Genomic DNA, 18,603 nt, shown 5'->3' with positions numbered 1-18,603 from the left:
TTTTGGTTCAAGTTACCAATCCCTTTTATCACAATTCACCTATAGCCTAGCTGACTCTTACCAGAGAACTATAATTGAACAATATAGTCAATTTTCTTATAAAGGTGTTAATAATATTATAATGAAAAAATCGACCTAAATGGAATTGTTTCGTTGTTCCCAAGATATATATAACTATAAAACCAAATAAAAACAACAAATAAAACAATAATAATACTTAACGAATACTCAAATTCATTTTTTTTCAGACATTTATAGTAATAGGGAACAATTAACACTACCGTAATGAAAAACAGATCAGAAATTCTATCAAATAGTCCTGCTCCAAGATAAGCTACAAATTGTATAATAACCCCGATTAATAGAAAAAAGAAATAAAATTTAAATCGGGAATCATATTTAACAAATCGTTTATAAAATATGATTCCTGGCACGACAAATGGTGCATTAACTAAAATTAATCCAATTCCTAAATCACCTTGATTTTCATCAGGTAGATATTGAGAGTAATATGAAAAACTTGTAAATATACTTAAAGTGTATTCTAAAATTACACCATAATTAATAATTAATAGGGATGTTCCAATATATACTATTAACCTAAAGAAACGATTTTTCTTTCCAACTAAGTTGTAAATATAGTAGAAAGGCAGAACAATAAGGGAGCTTAAATGTATACTAGAAGCAATTAATGTTATTATTAAAAATTTTCCAAACTTCCTTTGGATAATAAAATCAAAGCTATATAGTAGAATTGCAATTGCCAAAACTTGCCTGACTGCGTTTAATGATAAATGATAAAACATTAGCATAAAAACTAACATTCCCAACCCTATACTAATACTATCTTTAGCTCTATATAAAGATAAATATATAAATAATATTGTTATAAATGAGACGACAAAAAGCAGGAATGAAGCATTTCCACCTAAATTAGCTACTAATATATTTAAGAATTGATAGCCAAACTCTGTCCTAGAGGAGCCCCCAGCTTCTAAATTAGAAAAAATATTTACGTACGCAAAATAGTCGGTACCAACATCATACCTTATTCCTGCAAAGAAAGAAGGTATTAGTAAAGTAATAAAAACGATAATATATCGCAAAATTTTCTCTTTCACCCTTACAGATACCTCTGCTAATACACTTGTTAATATAATAATAATTAAATATAATAAGAAGGATATAAACAAATTTAATATAACCTCTCTTTCGGTGGTTGTATTTTGCAACCAAGAATTGGTTCTTATTCATTTTTTGGGAAGAGTTTCTATCCTAAGAGGGTATACAGATAGTAAAAAGGAGATAGGAATCATGAATACCCTCTTCCGTCCTCTCGACACTCATCTCCAGGTCTTGAACCATTCGGAAACGCCAACCTCTTTCATTTTTGTTATTGCCAAAGAAACGAAGTCTTCTTGTTGTCCTTTATGTCAGCGTTCTTCCGAACGCAAGCACAGCTCCTATATGCACATCATTCATGATCTGCCTATCCAGGGAAAGCCGGTTCTTCTCTATCTCCGGACACAGAAGTGGTTCTGCACGAATGCTAGTTGTAAACGAAACGTATTCACCGAAAGATACACGTGGCTTCTGCCTTCGAAACGAAGAACCAAGCGCTTGGAAGACATGTTACGTACCATCGCTTTCTCTAGTAACTGTGTCCAAGCTTCCCTTCTTTGCCAAAACCTTGGGGTGAGCGTCAGTCATGATACGTTGTTGCGCCTGGTGCACCAAACGGAGATCCCTGTGGTTTCCAGTCCCTTTCGTAGGTATTGATGACTTCGCCTGGAGAAAAGGACATAGGTATGGGCTTATTATCTGTGACGTCCTTACGCATAAGCCCATTGAATTATTACCTGACCGAGAGAAAGAAACCATCCAGACGTGGTTACAGGCCCACCCGGAAGTATTACGAATCACCAGGGACAGATATCCTCGATTCGAAGAAGCGATGGAAGAAGGGAGACCAGATCTTTATCACATCCATAATCGCTTCCATCTCATTCATAATCTATGGGACCTTCATGACGAGGTCATGAAAAAGGTACTCCCTTCAAAGATTAGAAAGAACGGAGAACCGGAGGGTCCCGTCATTGTCACGGCCACCAAACAGGAACTGCGTCAAAAAGAAAATGCCGAGCGTAAATGGGCGCGTGTGCAGGAAGTTCAACGATTGCGAAAGCAAGGATATTCCCTGCGTCGTATAGGTAACCTTCTTTCTTGCAGTCCTGTTACGGCGAGTAATTACTTATCCATGCAGGAACCTCCTCAACCTTACCGGTCCAAGCGTCCGAAACCAATAGATGCTCATGAAGCACGTGTGATGGAAATGATAGAAAAAGGGATGAGTGTGAACAGGATTCATGCTTGTTTGAGCCAGGAATTCGATTACAACGGCACCTATGGTGCTGTTCGAGTATTTGTCACGGAAACTCGCAAAAAGAAGAAACAAGGACAAACACTTGAGGCCCATCATTATTACTTCCGTAGATATATCCGGAAACTTTTTATGGCAGAACGCTTTGGAAGACGAAGAGAAAAGGTCGATCATCAATGAAATACTGGAAAGGTATCCCGTATTGGGTCCCTTTTATGCTTTTCTGACTTCCTTCCGTACCACTGTTTCCTCCAGAGATGCTGAAGGGTTTCGGTCTCTTATTCTGTTCGAAAAACAGAGGGAAGACCCTTTCACAAAGTCGTTCATCACAAGATTGCTTACAGACTTTCAACCAACACTCCATGCCTTAATGTGTGAAGATAGCAATGGCCACGTCGAAGGACAAATAAACCGACTAAAAATGATGAAACGTCTATTACGGAAGAGCCAGTTTTTCTCTTTTACGTGTGCGTATGCTCTATCAACCTACCATTAATTAAAATTTCTTTGTTTCAGATACAAGGTGGCACGCACATGTTCACCAAAAATGAATAAGAACCACTTCTATTTTGCATTACACAAGTGGGAAGATAATTCTCCTAGTGAAAAAGTAATTTGAATATGATTTTATGATATGCTACCAAAATCAATGAAGTCCAGATAGTAAATTAATGGCACTTTAAATAATGATAATAATAAAACTGTATATAAAGCCAAATCTCTCATCTTAGAATTTTTAGGAACTAGGGCTATTCGCACGAGTCTCTTTAAATAAATTTTCATACCTGTTTATCATATTTGATATATCGAAGTTATTCATATATTCCTTGTTATTGCTTTTCATATACTCAGATATTGACTTATCTGTTAATATCTCTGTTATTTTATTTGCAATATCCTTTTTATCGACTGTAGCTTGTAACCCATTAACTCCATCTTTTATGATAAAGTCAGGGTTGTCTGTAGTTACTATAGGAATATCACAAGCTAAAGCTTCTAACAAGGCATTACTCAAACCTTCATAAAGAGAAGGGAGCACAAATATATCTGAGTTATATATGTATTTATATGGGTTACTTTTATATCCAAGCATTAGAACATCATCTTGTATATTATTCTCTTTTATCTTTGCTTCTATTTCACTTTTTTCCTCCCCCTCCCCTATTATTATTAACTTACTCTTCTTTTCCCTTAAAACTAAGTTAAATGCATCTATTAACATATGTTGGTTTTTTTGTTTCGTTAATCTTCCTACAGATATAATTTTAGGTTCTTTTATATTAATAAAAGATTCATCTATTACCTCTTTTTTCTTCTTAGAGATATCATGAATATTAATTGAATTATAAATAACTTCTATTTTATCTTCAGGTAATTTTATGAGCTTGGTAATATTTTCTCTCATTGTATTAGTTAATACTACACATTTATCTACTTTAGGATAAAGTCTTTTCATTAAAAATAAATTTATTTTACGGGTTGAGACCTTATTAAGGTCAACAGCTTGTCTAATGATTAATTTAGGATCATTTCTACTTACTAGTTTAGCCATAATCCCAACGATATTAATATTTGTTCCTATACAAAATAAAATATCGGGGTTTTCTCTATTCATGCTTTTTATAAGAGGTATCAAAGAATAATGAACCCTATTTGCCTTTAAATCTATAACTTTAACTTCATTAGGTAATTCATTTAAATAAACACCTTTTTTGTTCACAAGAGCCACACTTATGTCAAATTTCTCCTTGTTTATGTTATTAACAATGTTCATTACAAATTTCTGAATACCACCGCCGCCTAAAGAAAACATAAATATTATTATCTTCGTTTTATTCATTTGATTACTCCTATTTAAAAACTATTTTATAAGTTACTCTGAGCACTAATTAAATCTCAGTTTACAAAATATATTGCTAGAAAAGATACAGTATTAAATTAAAGAAAAGAAAAGAAAAGGTTACAAGGGACAAGTATTTCTTCTTCTTTATTTCAGTTCTAATTTATGCCAAAATCAGTAGTCTGAATCTCTAAATTTGCTAAAAAATTCTTTTCTTCTCGTTTCAATAATCTCTTTTTGATAATTTTTTGCTTCATTAAAATTTTTAATAGCCTCTTCAATTAAAGTTTTTTTCTCAAATGATAATAACATAGATATAATCTCATCTATATTATTTTTCGTATTAGAAAATATGTGTTTACTATCTATCAATTCTGGTATCCCTGCTGTCTTAGCGCCAATTGCAGGTAATCCTCGACTCATAGCCTCTATCAATGCTCTTGGTAAACCTTCTTGTTTACTAGGTTGTGCATATATATCAATTCTGTCTAACCAATCAAAAACTTCAGAATGAGATAACGGCCCTAAAAATATCACTTGTTCTTCAACATCAAATCTTTTTGCAATAGCCTTTAAATAACTTTGGTCCCCCCCTCCAATAAGTTGGTATTCAAAATTAGTGATGCCTTGCGACTTTAGCTTACCTAGTGCTTGAATTATATCCTGTTGGCCTTTATATTTCACGTTTACAGCTGCTGTTGTTCCTATTATTATCTTTTGTTCATTCTGCATCTCAGTTATTTTATCTAATCTCTTTTCAAGAATTGAATCATCAATTCTTTTCAAAGAAACATTAGAGCAATTAACATTTATTCCTTTTGTTGGGTACCTCCTTTGTAGAAATTCATTTGTTACATAAATAACATGCGAGGCTTTTTTTACACGCTTTTTTGTTGAGTAATACATAAAAGGGGCTACACCTTTACCTATTAAACTATGATTCCAAAATGCATCCCAAGGACAGGCTACTAACTCAACTAAACAAGGTTTGTTCTGTTTTTTAGCTTCATCAAAAGATAAGTAGCCAATTAAACTAGGAAGCCTCACAACAATATAGTCAGAGTTTTTCACCGCTTTTTTAATTTTTCTTTTTACCTCTGATTTTCTAAATAATGCTCCTTTCAAACTAGATAAATCAGAAATTCTAATTACTTCTAATGGAGATACTGTAATCTTTGATAACTTATTATTTGCCGCGTCTTCTGAAATTTCATTCACCCTAATTGCTATAGTAAGTTCGTTAGCAATATTGTAATAACGTTTGAAGGTTTCATCATTATGAGCTGTACCATAATAACTATTGTTTTCATCTTTTTTTAAAGGTCCATCATGACAAAATAATACTCTCATTCAATAAATCCTCATTTCTTATTTTCAGGCTGTCAAAACTTTTCACTCATCTTAAATCAAAATTTCCCAAATCTATGTAATCTCTTTATCATAAAAAGTTAGTTCATCTAAGTATATATTTTTGTTTGTGTTGTATAAATTCATCCTAACATGAGGGGTTGCTCAGAATTTTTTCTATACCTGTCGTCTGGTGAAAATTACTTGATTTAGAAACCCTACTATTACTTTCATTATTTACTCATTAAAATATTATTAATATAATTTGTATTTTTATAGGTACCCTCAATAAGTTTATGTAAAACAGTAGGGTGGTCCTCGGAGGAGGGTGAGTTCCCCTCCTCACTTTCGTTTTTAGGTCCATAACGTTCCTCAAACATGGCGTGAAGTTCAGGGTTTGCTTTTTTAAATCCCCGAAGTTTGCGAGTGGACCACTTGGTGTTGCATTCGTCGGAAACCATATAGATTACCTTTTTCTACAGACGGCAGACTGTTCATCGTCTTCAAGCGCTTCCTGAATTCCTTCATAGTGCGCTCGATAATGTTTGTTGTGTAGATCATCGGCGGATGGAGGAAGGATAATTCAAGAATGTGGTCAGGACGCGGAAGTCTCCCCTCCAAGATTTTGCGATTTTCACATATTTCTTCTGCCACGTGTCACAGAAAGCCTCCAGTTGCTTTTCAGCTTTTTCGCTACTGTTTTGGACTGGTAGATCGCTTTCATATCTTCACTGATGGCGGAACGGTCCTTCTTCAGGAACTAGTTCAGCGTCTTCCGTACTTTATGGACGACACAACGCTGGACGTCAGCCTTCGGATAAACGGCTTTCATCGCTTCTTCGAGACCGGGAAGACCATCGAAACTGCCGAGAATCCCCCGCTACCCGTCTTCCGTGACATTGATGACAACGTAAACCACTTCGTTTACTACGTCGTCCCGGAGCAATTTCAGATACGTCCAATCGAGATAAAGCACGGCATACCTTTTCTGGAGAGGGCGCTCCTGCCAGGCACGGATGTCATCCCTCACCACGTCCGTAATATTACTGATGGTGCCTGAGGCGTAGGCATGACCAAGAATGCGCTCGAGGAAATTCCCGATTTCACGCGTACTCATACCTTTCTGATACATCGTAATGATTGTTTCTCCCAGCCACTGTTCATACCGCTGATAAGGTTGGAATACTTCGGTCTGAAACGCATTTTCCCGGTCTCGTGGCACCTGAAGATCTTCGATACGCCCGTATTTCGTATCCAGTTGACGCCCGTAACTGCCGTTCTTATAATTTTTCAGTTCCGGATTTTCTTCGAAGAATTGGTTCATTTCTTCTTTCATGATCGTTTCCAGCTTCTCCTGGACGAAGGAACGGACCATATCGTCCAATTGATTTTCGAGGTTGTTTTGTCCTATACTTGTAGACATGAGGTAGGGCATCTCCTTTTCTGGTTGATTTGGTCGTTAACTATGAGGATACCCTACCTCTTTTTTTGTCTTCAAGAGCTTTACACAAACTATTGTACGTCATCATCTCCTTAATCCTAATAAAATTATATTCAATCATAAAATTACAAGGATTTTTAAGAATATCAACTTTTTGTTTCTTTGAATTTAGAAAAAAACTTCCTCCTGCGTTCTTCAATAGTTTCTTTATTATATTTTTTAGACTCTTCAAAATTTATTTCAGCTTGATAAAGCATTAAATTTTTGTCAAAAGAAATTAAAATATCACATATTTCTTTTATATTTCTCTTTGTGTTACTAAAAATAAAATCTTCATTTAATAACTCAGGAATCCCTGCAGTGTTGGCACCAAATGCCGGTAACCCTTTACTCATAGCTTCAATCAACCCCCGTGGCAAACCTTCTTGACGACTAGGTTGAGCGTAAATATCAATTCTTTCTAACCAGTCAAAAACTTTACTGTGTGGCATAGAACCAAAAAATTTCACTTGTTCTAGAACATTGTGTTTTTCAGCTATTGATTTCAAGTACGATTGATCTCCGCCACCAACTAGTTGATATTCAAAGTTTTGTATTCCCGACTTCTTCAACTCACCCAAAGCTTCAATTATATACTTTTGTCCTTTATACCTTACGTTCACTGCAGCGGTAGTTCCAATTATTATTTTACTTTCATCATTTAAATTTTTAATCTTATTTATCCGATTATAGTAAACGGAATCGTCGAAATTATTCAATGATACATTTGAACAATTCACATATTCTCCTTTTGTCGGATACCTATTCTGTAAAAAATTATTTGTAACATATACAGTGTACCTCGCATTTTTCACCCTTTTTTTTGTAGCAAAATACATGAATGGAGCTACTACTTTCCCTTTCCAACTATGATTCCAAAATGCATCCCAAGGACAGGCAACCATCTCAACTAAATATGGCTTATTGAGTTTTTTAGCAAAGTCTATCCCTATGAATCCTATTACACTTGGTAATCTCACAACTACATAATCGGAGTTTAATACTGCTTCTTTTATAATTTCCCTTGTTTTTTTTCTTTTGATTAATATTCCTTTTAAACTTGATACATTTGGGCACTCCACAACTTCAAAAGGTGAAACAGTGATTTTTGATAAATCCTTTTTTGCCTCTGATTTAGAGATGTCATTCACCCTGATTGCTACAGAAACGTTATCAGCAATATTATAATACCGTTTGAAAGTATCATCATTATGCGCTGTACCGTAATAATTGCCTTGTTCATCTTTTCTAAGTGGTCCATCATGACAAAATAAAACTTCCATAATTTTCAACCTCGTTTAATATCTGGTTTTAAAATCTGTTATCACTAACTTTTTTCTCTGCCTGTCAAGTATCCCTACATCTTGTTTTTAAAATCAATAATAACTTTAATAGAACCTTCTTTTTAATCTATATGATTAAATTCTCTGCCTAAAATAAAGTCAAATTCATCTGGTATAAAACCTTTGTACCCACTGCCATCATAAAAAGTTAGTTCTCCAAAGAATATCTCTCCATCTATATTATAAAAATCCACTCGGACGTGTGGAAAATCTTCAGATAATTTCTTAGCAATTTCAACCATCTTATCAAAGTTTTTTGGTTTCGATACATTAGAAGTTATGCCATTAATATCAGCTCGTCTGTAAGGAAGTTTTTTGAATTCAGTGTCATAAATACCTAACTTCAAACCATCTTCTAAAAACCTTTCGATTATTACATATAAATAAATTGGTTCTCCGTTAAAGCAAAAAAACTTGTAGTCAATTAAATCATTATTTTTATCTTTATCTAAATATTTTTCACAAATAATTTTGGGATTTATATCATAGTAAGCCCATTCTCTCCCTAGTTTTGAAGATCGTTTTTTTAACCAAGTGTTCAAGGTTCGAACAGTAGCTTTTTTATCTAGTTTTGACTTATCTTCGCACAATATATTAGTGTGACTGCCATTAGTTGTTTTCAAAACAAATTTATCCGGGAGATCTTCGAAATCAATATCCTCTCCTCTATCATACACTCCGTATAAAGGTACTAATATATCTTCGTAGCCTTTTGAAGATACATATTCTCTGACTTCGTATTTATCCGCACACTTTGTCAGCAGAGGGTCTCTGTAGAAAAGCTTATACCACTGTAATTTTTCTGAAAATCTCGTTGGATTTTTTAAGTTTAGCGTCCTTCCTGTAGCTATTTTATACTGTAGATTAATCATCAGTTTATCGGGGATAAAATCTGTTAACTTAAGAATTTTCAAGCGTAAATCTTGGTTCTTTATAATATCTTTATAATCCATCTTTATTCCTCTTTTCTACCCCTGAAAGTACATCTAAATATTCACCGATTATAATTCCCCTATCAAATTCCCTCTCTATTTTCACTCTTCCATTGAGTCCTAAAAGTTTCTTAGTTTCATATTCTAGCTTTAAAAATTCTTCAATTTTTTTTATAAGGTCTTCACTATTTTTTTGTTTTATTAAAAACCCATTTTTTCCATCATCAACAACTTCTCGACAGCCACTTCGATCTGTTGTAATAATAGGTCTGCCACAAGCGGCACTTTCAAGAAGTACATTTGACATTCCTTCAGGATAATAAGTAGGATGAATTGTACAATGCGACATTTTATGGAATTTCCTTACATCTTTTTGTTTACCATGAAATTCAACAACCCCTCTCTCTTGCATTGCTTTAAGCTTGTCTTCATATCCATTTTCACAAAAACCCACAATATGGAATTTTGTGTTTGGATATTTCTCTTTAATATAAGTTGCTGCGTCCAAAAATTGATCTATACCTTTTTCTTTCATCACCCTTGAAATATACAAGAAATTAACTGTAGTATCTTTTGGATAACTTAATGTTGTATAATGATTAAGATTTACTCCAGAGCCAGGTATTACTTTATGGTTCCCCTTTATTATATTTCTTTTAGTTAAGAAGTTCTTATTCTCTTCATTTTGAAAGAATACACAATCTGCTTTGTTTAAAGATATCTTGTATAGAAATAAAGTGATTTTTCGCAAGATACCACCATTTTCAACAGCAGTTCCTAAGCCCGTGATATTGGCTATATAAGGAACATTTTCTAATCGGCAAGCTATCCCCCCATAAATATTAGGTTTAATGGTGTAAGTTAACACAACATCCGGTTGGATATTTCTAATTATTTTTTTATAATCCATGAATAATTTAAAATCTTTTATTGGATTAGTTCCTCTTCTACTTATAGGAGTATCAATGAACTTACAACCAATTTCCTCTAATTTTATTGAGTATTCATCTCTAGGGAAAGAAGTGTAAACCTCATGGTTCTGACTTATTAATTCTTCTAATAATTCTTTTCTGAAGTTGTATAGTCCCATACCAAAATTAGCTAATATAAGTATTTTCATATTACTTTATTCTCCTAACCGGAATACCAACGTAAACACCAGGTTCAGTCAAATTTTTAACTACAACCGAACCTGCTCCGGTTTTGCATTCCCTAGTTATGTTTAAGTTATTATTTACTATACAACCAATACCTAACCAAGACCCTGCCCCCACCTCCACAGTTCCTGCTAAGTGAGCACCTGGGGAAATATGGACAAAATCTCCAATTTTATTATCATGATCTACTGTAGAACCGGTATTGATTATGCTACCTTTTCCGATCTTTGTACAACTGTTAATTACTACCCCCGCCATAATTACTGCTCCAGTTTCTATTTGAACTTGCTCACCAATAATTGCATTAGGATGAACCAAAACAGGAATACTAGCACCGAGGGTTTCAAGCATCCTATGCATCCTTCTTCTTGTAACATTATTTCCAATTCCTATAAATATTTCATATTCATTTATGTATTTAGAAACATCACTTGAAGTACCGATAACATCTAAACCTATTGAGGTTTTGACATTTGTGTCATCATCCAGAAAAGCAATACTTTCCCATTTGTTCGCTTTCAATGCAATGTCTGCAACAACTTTCCCATGGCCACTAGCTCCAATTATCAGCAGTTTATTCATCATATCTTCTTTCCTTTTCAGATCCTTTGAAAGGCTCAACCGTAGCAGACGTTCCTGAATTTATACCTTCTTTGACGAACACTTTTTTTAAAGTTAATATAATTATTTTCAAATCTTTCATAAATTTTATGTTATCAACATATTCAACGTCTAATTTGAATTTTTCTTCCCAACTAATAGTATTCCTTCCACTGACTTGAGCTAACCCTGAAAGTCCTGGTCTTACCTCATGTCGGCGCTTTTGAATATTGTTATATAATGGTAAATAAGAAACTAGTAACGGTCTGGGTCCAATAAAAGACATATCCCCTTTTAAAATGTTGAAAATCTCAGGCAGTTCATCCAGGGATGTAGAACGTAATAACATACCAAACTTCGTCAACCTTACGTTATCAGGTAATAGCACACCTTTCTCATCCCTTTTATTTGTCATAGTCCTGAATTTATACATAAAAAACACCTTTTCATTAAGTCCAGGTCTTTCTTGTTTAAATAAAACAGGTTTTCCTATATTCATTCTAACTAGAATTGCCACTATTAGAAGTATTGGAAAAAGAATAATTAGAGTAATTAATGATAGAGCAAAATCCATTGGTCTTTTAATAAATCTTTTATAAATGCCATCTTTATAATTATTCATTATTTGAACCACAACCTCTTAATGATTCCCACAACTTTTTCTAAGTCTTCATCTGTCATCTTAGTATCAGATGGTAAGCACATCCCATTATCAAACAGCTTCTCTGATAAACCTACTCCCAAAAAATCATACTTTTCAAAGAATGGCTGTAGATGCATCGGCTTCCAGATAGGTCTTGACTCAATATTTTCTTTTTCAAGAGCTTGTATAACATCAATCGGTCTAATCTGACCATTTAAAATCAGCGCACTTAACCAATAATTAGGTTCATCCCAGTCATTAATTGGCATAAACTCAACACCTTCAAGACCCTCAAGCTCTCTCTTATAATACTCAAAAATATACTTTTTCTTTTCTACTCGCTTCTCTAATACCTTGAGTTGCCCTCGTCCAACCCCGGCAACAATATTGCTCATACGATAATTAAACCCTAATTCGCTATGTTGATAATGTTGAGCTTGATCACGTGATTGAGTAGCCCAAAACCGTGCCTTTTCTATTCTCTCCTCTTTGTTAGAAACTAGCATTCCACCACCGGAAGTCGTGATAATCTTATTTCCATTAAAAGAGAAGATGCCATAATCTCCAATTGTCCCAGTCTGTTGACCTTTGTAATAACTCCCAAGCGACTCTGCTGCATCTTCTATAACAGCAACATTATGTTTGTTACAAATCTCCATGATTTTATCCATCTCCGCAGAAAGGCCATATAAATGAACAACGATTACTGCTTGTACCTCTGGATACTTCACAAAAGCTTCTTCTAATGCTTCAGGGGACATATTCCACGTCTCATAATTACTATCTATAAAAACAGGAGTTGCATTTTGATATATTATTGGATTGGCAGTTGCAGAGAACGTAAGGGTAGGACAAAAGACAACATCCCCTTCCTTAACACCTGCTGCTTTTAGAGCTAAATGGATAGCCGCTGTCCCTGAAGAAAGTGCTACAGCAGCTTTTGAATCAATCATATTTGCTAGTTCTCTTTCAAATCCATTTATATTTTCACCGACAGGAGCAACCCAGTTTGTCTCAAAAGCTTCTTTTACGTATTGTTCCTCATACCCCTGCTCACTCATATGTGGTGAAGAGAGAAAGATTCTGTTGTTCACTTTTGTAGTGCTCATTCTTAATTCTTCCTTCCCCTGTTAAGATAATCACTTAGTAAATGAAAGCTTGATTAATTTTAACTTATAGTTCATCTTTCGAGAAGCAACCTACACTTTCGTGTTGAATTGTTCCTTAATAACTTGTTGCAAATAATCCACCATATCTTCACGCAGTTCGTCGCGTTCTAAAGCAAGTTCGACAGTCGTTTTCACAAAACCGAATTTCTCTCCGACGTCGAAACGCTTCCCTTCGAAATCATAGGCGAAGACGCGTTGAATCTGATTAAGATGTTGAATAGCATCCGTGAGCTGTATCTCGTTACCGGCACCTTTTTCCTGCTTATCAAGATACATGAAGATTTCAGGGTTCAGTACATAACGTCCCATAATAGCCAGATTCGAAGGCTCTTCTCCCTGTTTCGGTTTTTCCACGAAATTCTTCACCTGATATAGTCGGCCATCATTATCAAGAGGGTCGATGATACCGTAGCGGTGCGTTTCGTCGTCCGGTACGGTTTGCACACCGATCACGGAAGATAATGTCTTATTGTATTCCTCGATCAGTTGTTTCAGTCCAGGCTTTTCTGCACGGACGATATCATCACCAAGAAGAACTGCAAACGGTTCGTCTCCGATGAATTTGCGTGCTGTCCATACCGCGTGCCCGAGGCCTTTCGGTTCCTTCTGACGTATGTAGTGGATGTCCACATTTGATGTAGCATTCACTTTATCCAGAAGATTGAACTTCTCTTTTTGGTAAAGATTGTCTTCAAGTTCGAAATTCTTATCAAAGTGGTCCTCGATTGACCTCTTCCCTTTTCCGGTCACGATGATGATGTCTTCTATACCTGATTCAATCGCTTCTTCAACGATATATTGGATCGTCGGTTTATCGACGATCGGAAGCATCTCCTTCGGCATCGCTTTCGTCGCCGGCAGGAAACGTGTACCGAGACCAGCCGCCGGAATGATCGCTTTCTTCACTGGTTTATTCATGATTATCGCTCCTTCAACCGTACGAAACGGCCTGTTTTTCTTTAACCTTAATAAGATCGAACACTCTCTCAGGGATCTTCTCTGTCTTCAAATAGACGAGTTCATGCTCAGCAATCTCCCGGATGTTTTCATTCGTAACCATATTGTTTTTACCAACATAGATTTTCGGATAAATCTGTTCAGGATGTACTTCGTTGTCTCCAAGTAGTTCTTCGTACATTTTCTCCCCTGGGCGGATGCCGGAGAATTCTATTGGTATCTCTTCTTCCGTAAAGCCGGAGAGATAAATGAGATTCTTCGCGAGATCTACGATTTTCACCGGTTCACCCATATCGAGGACGAAGATTTCTCCTCCTCTGGCCAGGGCCCCTGCTTGAAGGACAAGTCGCGATGCTTCCGGAATCGTCATGAAGTAGCGCGTCATCTCAGGGTCCGTTACGGTAATCGGGCCGCCTGCTTCAATCTGCTTTTTGAAGAGTGGGATGACACTGCCGCGGCTGCCGAGGACGTTTCCGAATCGGACGGCTACGTATTCCGTTTTGCTTTCCGGGTTCAGGGACTGGATGACCATCTCCGCGAGTCTCTTCGTGGCTCCCATCACATTTGTCGGATTGACCGCCTTATCTGTGGAGACGAGTACGAATGTTTTGACCCGGGCCTTGTCTGCTGCTTCGGCAACATTTTTCGTTCCGATGACATTGTTCTTCACCGCTTCTTTCGGGTTCGCTTCCATAAGAGGTACGTGCTTGTGCGCCGCTGCGTGATACACATACTGCGGCTTGTACTCTTTCATCACCTGATGGATGCGGTCGCGGTCCTGTACATCTGCAATAACCGGAATGACCTCTGTCTCAAGGTCAAGGTTGGACAATTCCATATGAATGTTATAAATGCTGAATTCTCCGTGACCCAGAAGCACTAATCGCTTCGGTTTAAAATTGACGAGCTGGCGGCAGATTTCAGAACCGATGGAGCCGCCTGCCCCTGTGATAAGGATTGTCTGCCCGGTAATTTCTTCATTAATGGAATCGGTGTCCAGTTCAACAGGTTCACGCCCCAGCAAATCCTCAATGGAAACATCACGGATATGACTGACAGAAACCTTTCCGGAAGCAATGTCCTCAATCATCGGCAACGTCTGTACACTTTTAACGTGAGGCTGAACCTGTTTAATGACTTCCCGTATGCGTGAGCGGTCTACGGAAGGCATAGCGATTACAGCGTGGCCGATTTCTTTATTATTGACCACTTTTTCCATATCTTTCACCCGGCCAAGAACAGGTACGGAAGCTATAGACATTTTCTGTATGAATGAATCATCATCGATAAACCCGATGAGATTGACACTCGTATCACCATTGCCTCTCATCTGATTAGCGAGCATCTGCCCTGCTGACCCTGCCCCTATAATAACCGTGCGCCGGGCTTCCGGGTTATTCTTCATGAGTTTAACTTTTCTAAGACCCGGGTTGAGAGTAAGGCCGTACGTATTGTAGTATCTCCATAAATATCTGACTCCGCCGATCATAAGAATATGGAGCATCCAAGTAACGATCAACGCCCGCTCGTATACAGTTCCGAACAATCCGAACTGGAGAATGGCTGTTGATAATACGGAAGATGATACAACGGTAGTAAGACCTAAAAGCTCTTCCATATTGGCATAGCGCCATTTCTTTCTATACATACCGAGCGTCCAGGAAAAGAGGTGGTGGGTTATAAGAAGCATGAGGGAAGTGACAAATACGATTCGATTAAAGACGTGGAAGTAAGGGTTGAGGAAGAAATGTGACATGTAGATAGAGAATGTCACGATTAATGAATCTATTGTAATTAACAGCAACAATCTCCGATTTTTCGTCATGACCATGAGAACTCCTACTTTCTTATGTATTAGCTACTATGAAGAACAAATTCAAATGTGCACATTATTTAGTGGTGAAGCAAAATTGTAAAGATATCTCAGTTTCCATCCATATATGAACCACAGTAATTCCATAATGGATTCATTTTTCTTCATTATAATATATCTGTTTAGAATTACTTTATAAGTTTAACAATACTTTCCTTTACTGGCAACACCGCCTTTTAGTAAACCACACTGTAATTACATATTTTTGTATAAGACAGGTGAAGTCTACGAATTATTCACCAATTCAATAAAACGGACGCTTTTTATCGACACTACTGAACCCCCTGACCTTATTAATGTGGCCAGAGGGTTCATTTATCTCTAAAAGAGACCGAATCTTTTTTTCTTCCTCACATGTTCCGGCGGTTCAGCGAATAACGGTTCATCATCTACTACAAACCGGGCATTGTCCAGAAATGCTTCCCTTGTTTCCGGTCCATACAGTTTCTCGATTCTTTCAAAGGCTTCTTTCATATGAAACGGCCGGTGCTTCACGTTGTGGGCGTCTGATGCAATCAGGTGAATGAGCTTCGCTTCCAGTAATTGTTCACTGAACTTTTTCACCTCTTTGCCGAAGCTTCCGATCAGACTTCCGGCAGTCAGCTGAGCATAGGCGCCCTGCTGTATGAAATCATGAAGAACGGAAGGCTTTTCCTGCAGGTAGCTGTTCCGTTCCGGATGAACAATAATCGGTTTGTATCCTTTCAACTGTAGATCATACAGCAATTGACCGGTGTATCTCGGCACTGAATCTGAAGAGAATTCTACAAAAACATACTGACCGTGGTTAATAGTAAGTACTTCCTGGTTATCAATGTCTGCGAGCATATCCCCGTTAATACGCGTTTCCTGCCCTGGCAAAACCTTTAATGGGACCTCATTTTCTTCAAAAAAGCGATTAAGAACATGAACTTTCGCTTCTATATCGCGTCGCGAATTGTCCCAATGCCCATTTTTGAAATGGGGAGTTGCTACAATCGTGTGGATTCCTTCCTCAAGGGCCTGTTCTGCCATTTCCAGGCTTTCCCGTTCCGACTGGGCTCCATCATCGACATCAGGCAATATATGACTATGTATATCAATCATCGGCTTCGCTCCCTATCTAAATTGATGAACCTTTATTTTCTTACCATAACAAAAGCTTCCTAAAAGATACAACTCTTCTGTATGTTTACAGAAGAGCGTTGGTCTTTCCTATTTTTCTTTACCGTAGTAAACGTAATACCCGCTTTCTTTCTGAGGTACATCGTTCAACACCATCCCTAAAACATTCGCCTTTGCCTGCTCCAACAGCTCCTTCGCTCTTTTTGCGGCTTCCTTCTCCGTCTTTTTATTTCTTACGACGAGTAACGTACCATTCGTCTGAGAAGTAAGCACCTGCGAGTCGGTAACTGCAAGTACGGGAGGTGAGTCGAATATTACCAGATCGTATTTCTTCTTCACTTCCTGAAGAAAATCCTTCATTTTCTGCGATCCCAGCAGTTCCGAAGGGTTCGGTGGTATCGGACCGCTCGTCATGATATCGAGATTTTCCACGCGACTGCCATTAATTAGATTAGTCAGGGAATGATCATGCCCTGCTATGTAATTACTCAATCCCGCTACGTTATCAAGACGGAACGTGTAATGGACGGTAGGTTTCCTCATATCCGCATCGACGAGAAGAACTTTCTTTCCCTGCTGTGCGAATACTACTGCTAAATTGGCCGTAGTTAGTGATTTCCCTTCGGAAGGCCCGGCAGAGGTAACGGTCATCATGTGCAATTCGCTGTCGACGGAAGCGAAATCAAGGTTCGTTCTAATTGTTCTGTATTGCTCAGAAATCGGAGACATCGGGTTCTCGTGGGCAATGAGCGATCTCTTCATTAAAGGTGAATGCTTTCTTCTTTTAAGAACCAACGTTTTCCCTCCTTTGTCCTGACGTTACACTTCTTGTATTCGTGTTCGTTCTTTCCTGTCTGGAGGATTCCCCGGGTGCAATGGTAGAGACTGATCCCAGAACTGCCATTCCAAATTCTTCTTCCAGATCATCCGTGTTTTTAACCGTGGTATCGAGATATTCCAGCAGGAATGCCGCTCCTACTCCCAGCATAAGTCCGACAACCGCTGCGATAGCAAGGTTCAGCGGGGCGTTCGGGCTGACCGGAGACGGGTTGAGTCCGGCTTCCGCTTCTGAAAGGACGTTTACGTTATCGACGTTCATTAAATCGGGAATTTTCGCTTCGAAAGTCTGTACCGTTGCGTTCGCAAGGTTCGCTGCGGTTTCCGCTGATTCATCTGTCGCCGCCACCGTAACGACCTGGGATTGCTCGGCGTTAGAGACGGTTATTTTGTTCGCCAGCTGTTCGGCGCTTAAGTTGAGATCCAGTTCATTGTTCACTTCATCTAAAATTGCAGGACTTTTAATAATGACGTTATATGTATTGATAAGTTCGACGCTCGATCTGATTTCATTTATATCGTATCCGGCCTGCTGCTGATTATTGTTCTTTTCCTGGTTGACGATAAATTCCGAAGAGTACTGATACGTCGGCGTCATAAAGAAGAATGTAGCAATGGCGCTCAAAAGAATGGCTCCGACGACACAACCGGCTATCAGCTGCCACCGTTTCTTCAGTACGCTCATAATTTCCTTCAGTGAAATAGTTTCTTCCATAATATTCTGTCCCCCTACTTTCCCATAAAAAATCAAATAAACCGACTTTCATTATAACATAACAATATTTAGAACAAGTATGCATTTTGTAAATTATTGAATATTTTTACGTTTGAAGCGGGTTTCTTCTAGGTAACTGTTGTTTTCACACTTTTCACGCAACTATTTCTTTAATATTTCCTGACGAGTTTCTTCTATATTATATATGTCTCCTGAATTACACGTT

At 37.3% G+C, this 18,603-nt stretch carries 16 protein-coding genes and 1 pseudogene; 2 read left to right on the top strand and 15 right to left on the bottom strand.

Going from position 1 to position 18,603, the window contains the following annotated elements; genetic code table 11:
- Positions 1 to 116 precede the first annotated feature (116 nt).
- A complete protein-coding gene (locus BW931_RS09240; RefSeq protein ID WP_159435681.1) occupies positions 117 to 1,232 on the bottom strand; it encodes an EpsG family protein in 1,116 nt (371 codons plus the stop codon).
- 82 nt (positions 1,233 to 1,314) lie between these two features.
- Between BW931_RS09240 and BW931_RS13845 the strand changes: the two genes are divergently transcribed.
- Both BW931_RS13845 and BW931_RS09230 read left to right on the top strand, forming a co-directional pair.
- Complete coding sequence (locus tag BW931_RS13845; protein ID WP_084193900.1) at positions 1,315 to 1,779, top strand: transposase family protein; 465 nt, start codon at positions 1,315 to 1,317, stop codon at positions 1,777 to 1,779.
- Positions 1,709 to 2,560, top strand: coding sequence for a transposase (locus BW931_RS09230; RefSeq protein ID WP_076571756.1), 852 nt, complete (start codon positions 1,709 to 1,711; stop codon positions 2,558 to 2,560). Before BW931_RS13845 ends, BW931_RS09230 begins: the two co-directional genes overlap by 71 nt.
- A 556-nt stretch (positions 2,561 to 3,116) precedes the next feature.
- Here BW931_RS09230 and BW931_RS09225 read toward each other — a convergent pair.
- The 14 genes and pseudogenes from BW931_RS09225 to BW931_RS09145 form a co-directional block, all read right to left on the bottom strand.
- Positions 3,117 to 4,220, bottom strand: a complete 1,104-nt coding sequence (locus BW931_RS09225) for a glycosyltransferase (RefSeq protein WP_076571754.1) — start codon at positions 4,218 to 4,220, stop codon at positions 3,117 to 3,119.
- A gap of 174 nt (positions 4,221 to 4,394) precedes the next feature.
- Complete coding sequence (locus tag BW931_RS09220) at positions 4,395 to 5,570, bottom strand: glycosyltransferase (RefSeq protein WP_076571751.1); 1,176 nt, start codon at positions 5,568 to 5,570, stop codon at positions 4,395 to 4,397.
- Positions 5,571 to 5,923: 353 nt separating this feature from the next.
- Positions 5,924 to 6,990: pseudogene (locus BW931_RS13315) on the bottom strand (IS256 family transposase); the annotation flags it as partial.
- A gap of 164 nt (positions 6,991 to 7,154) precedes the next feature.
- On the bottom strand, positions 7,155 to 8,330 hold the full coding sequence (locus tag BW931_RS09195) for a glycosyltransferase family 4 protein (RefSeq protein WP_076571742.1): 1,176 nt from the start codon (positions 8,328 to 8,330) through the stop codon (positions 7,155 to 7,157).
- 122 nt (positions 8,331 to 8,452) lie between these two features.
- Positions 8,453 to 9,343: an ATP-grasp fold amidoligase family protein gene (locus BW931_RS09190; RefSeq protein WP_076571739.1), complete on the bottom strand. Its 891-nt coding sequence runs from the start codon at positions 9,341 to 9,343 to the stop codon at positions 8,453 to 8,455.
- Positions 9,333 to 10,442 carry a glycosyltransferase family 4 protein gene (locus BW931_RS09185; protein ID WP_076571737.1) on the bottom strand — a complete coding sequence of 370 codons (1,110 nt, stop codon included), beginning with the start codon at positions 10,440 to 10,442 and terminating at the stop codon, positions 9,333 to 9,335. Before BW931_RS09185 ends, BW931_RS09190 begins: the two co-directional genes overlap by 11 nt.
- A 1-nt stretch (position 10,443) precedes the next feature.
- A complete protein-coding gene (locus BW931_RS09180) occupies positions 10,444 to 11,064 on the bottom strand; it encodes an acetyltransferase (RefSeq protein ID WP_076571735.1) in 621 nt (206 codons plus the stop codon).
- Entirely contained in the window at positions 11,054 to 11,701 is a 648-nt protein-coding gene (locus BW931_RS09175; RefSeq protein WP_076571734.1) for a sugar transferase, read from the bottom strand. The genes BW931_RS09180 and BW931_RS09175 overlap by 11 nt, the downstream gene beginning before the upstream one ends.
- Positions 11,701 to 12,816 carry a DegT/DnrJ/EryC1/StrS family aminotransferase gene (locus BW931_RS09170; RefSeq protein ID WP_076571812.1) on the bottom strand — a complete coding sequence of 372 codons (1,116 nt, stop codon included), beginning with the start codon at positions 12,814 to 12,816 and terminating at the stop codon, positions 11,701 to 11,703. The genes BW931_RS09175 and BW931_RS09170 overlap by 1 nt, the downstream gene beginning before the upstream one ends.
- A gap of 105 nt (positions 12,817 to 12,921) precedes the next feature.
- On the bottom strand, positions 12,922 to 13,809 hold the full coding sequence (gene galU / locus BW931_RS09165; protein WP_076571732.1) for a UTP--glucose-1-phosphate uridylyltransferase GalU: 888 nt from the start codon (positions 13,807 to 13,809) through the stop codon (positions 12,922 to 12,924).
- 13 nt (positions 13,810 to 13,822) lie between these two features.
- The gene (locus BW931_RS09160) at positions 13,823 to 15,673 is read right to left on the bottom strand and encodes a polysaccharide biosynthesis protein (RefSeq protein ID WP_076571730.1); all 1,851 of its coding nucleotides are present in this window, start codon (positions 15,671 to 15,673) and stop codon (positions 13,823 to 13,825) included.
- A gap of 369 nt (positions 15,674 to 16,042) precedes the next feature.
- On the bottom strand, positions 16,043 to 16,807 hold the full coding sequence (locus tag BW931_RS09155) for a tyrosine-protein phosphatase (protein WP_076571729.1): 765 nt from the start codon (positions 16,805 to 16,807) through the stop codon (positions 16,043 to 16,045).
- 108 nt (positions 16,808 to 16,915) lie between these two features.
- Positions 16,916 to 17,620, bottom strand: coding sequence for a CpsD/CapB family tyrosine-protein kinase (locus tag BW931_RS09150; protein WP_407690199.1), 705 nt, complete (start codon positions 17,618 to 17,620; stop codon positions 16,916 to 16,918).
- Positions 17,610 to 18,377 carry a YveK family protein gene (locus BW931_RS09145; protein WP_076571727.1) on the bottom strand — a complete coding sequence of 256 codons (768 nt, stop codon included), beginning with the start codon at positions 18,375 to 18,377 and terminating at the stop codon, positions 17,610 to 17,612. Before BW931_RS09145 ends, BW931_RS09150 begins: the two co-directional genes overlap by 11 nt.
- Positions 18,378 to 18,603 lie beyond the last annotated feature (226 nt).

It is taken from the genome of Salimicrobium salexigens (assembly GCF_900156705.1).
Classification (GTDB): Bacteria; Bacillota; Bacilli; order Bacillales; family Halobacillaceae; genus Salimicrobium; species Salimicrobium album.
This window is presented reverse-complemented; position numbering and strand designations above follow the sequence as displayed.

Bases quoted from the DNA above. Each gene is read 5' to 3' on its own strand.
- BW931_RS13845 (WP_084193900.1), top strand. From the start codon at position 1,315: ATGAATACCCTCTTCCGTCCTCTCGACACTCATCTCCAGGTCTTGAAC.
- BW931_RS09230 (WP_076571756.1), top strand. From the start codon at position 1,709: ATGATACGTTGTTGCGCCTGGTGCACCAAACGGAGATCCCTGTGGTTT.
- BW931_RS09225 (WP_076571754.1), bottom strand. From the start codon at position 4,220: ATGAATAAAACGAAGATAATAATATTTATGTTTTCTTTAGGCGGCGGT.
- BW931_RS09220 (WP_076571751.1), bottom strand. From the start codon at position 5,570: ATGAGAGTATTATTTTGTCATGATGGACCTTTAAAAAAAGATGAAAAC.
- BW931_RS09195 (WP_076571742.1), bottom strand. From the start codon at position 8,330: ATGGAAGTTTTATTTTGTCATGATGGACCACTTAGAAAAGATGAACAA.
- BW931_RS09190 (WP_076571739.1), bottom strand. From the start codon at position 9,343: ATGGATTATAAAGATATTATAAAGAACCAAGATTTACGCTTGAAAATT.
- BW931_RS09185 (WP_076571737.1), bottom strand. From the start codon at position 10,442: ATGAAAATACTTATATTAGCTAATTTTGGTATGGGACTATACAACTTC.
- BW931_RS09180 (WP_076571735.1), bottom strand. From the start codon at position 11,064: ATGATGAATAAACTGCTGATAATTGGAGCTAGTGGCCATGGGAAAGTT.
- BW931_RS09175 (WP_076571734.1), bottom strand. From the start codon at position 11,701: ATGAATAATTATAAAGATGGCATTTATAAAAGATTTATTAAAAGACCA.
- galU (WP_076571732.1), bottom strand. From the start codon at position 13,809: ATGAATAAACCAGTGAAGAAAGCGATCATTCCGGCGGCTGGTCTCGGT.
- BW931_RS09160 (WP_076571730.1), bottom strand. From the start codon at position 15,673: ATGACGAAAAATCGGAGATTGTTGCTGTTAATTACAATAGATTCATTA.
- BW931_RS09155 (WP_076571729.1), bottom strand. From the start codon at position 16,807: ATGATTGATATACATAGTCATATATTGCCTGATGTCGATGATGGAGCC.
- BW931_RS09145 (WP_076571727.1), bottom strand. From the start codon at position 18,377: ATGGAAGAAACTATTTCACTGAAGGAAATTATGAGCGTACTGAAGAAA.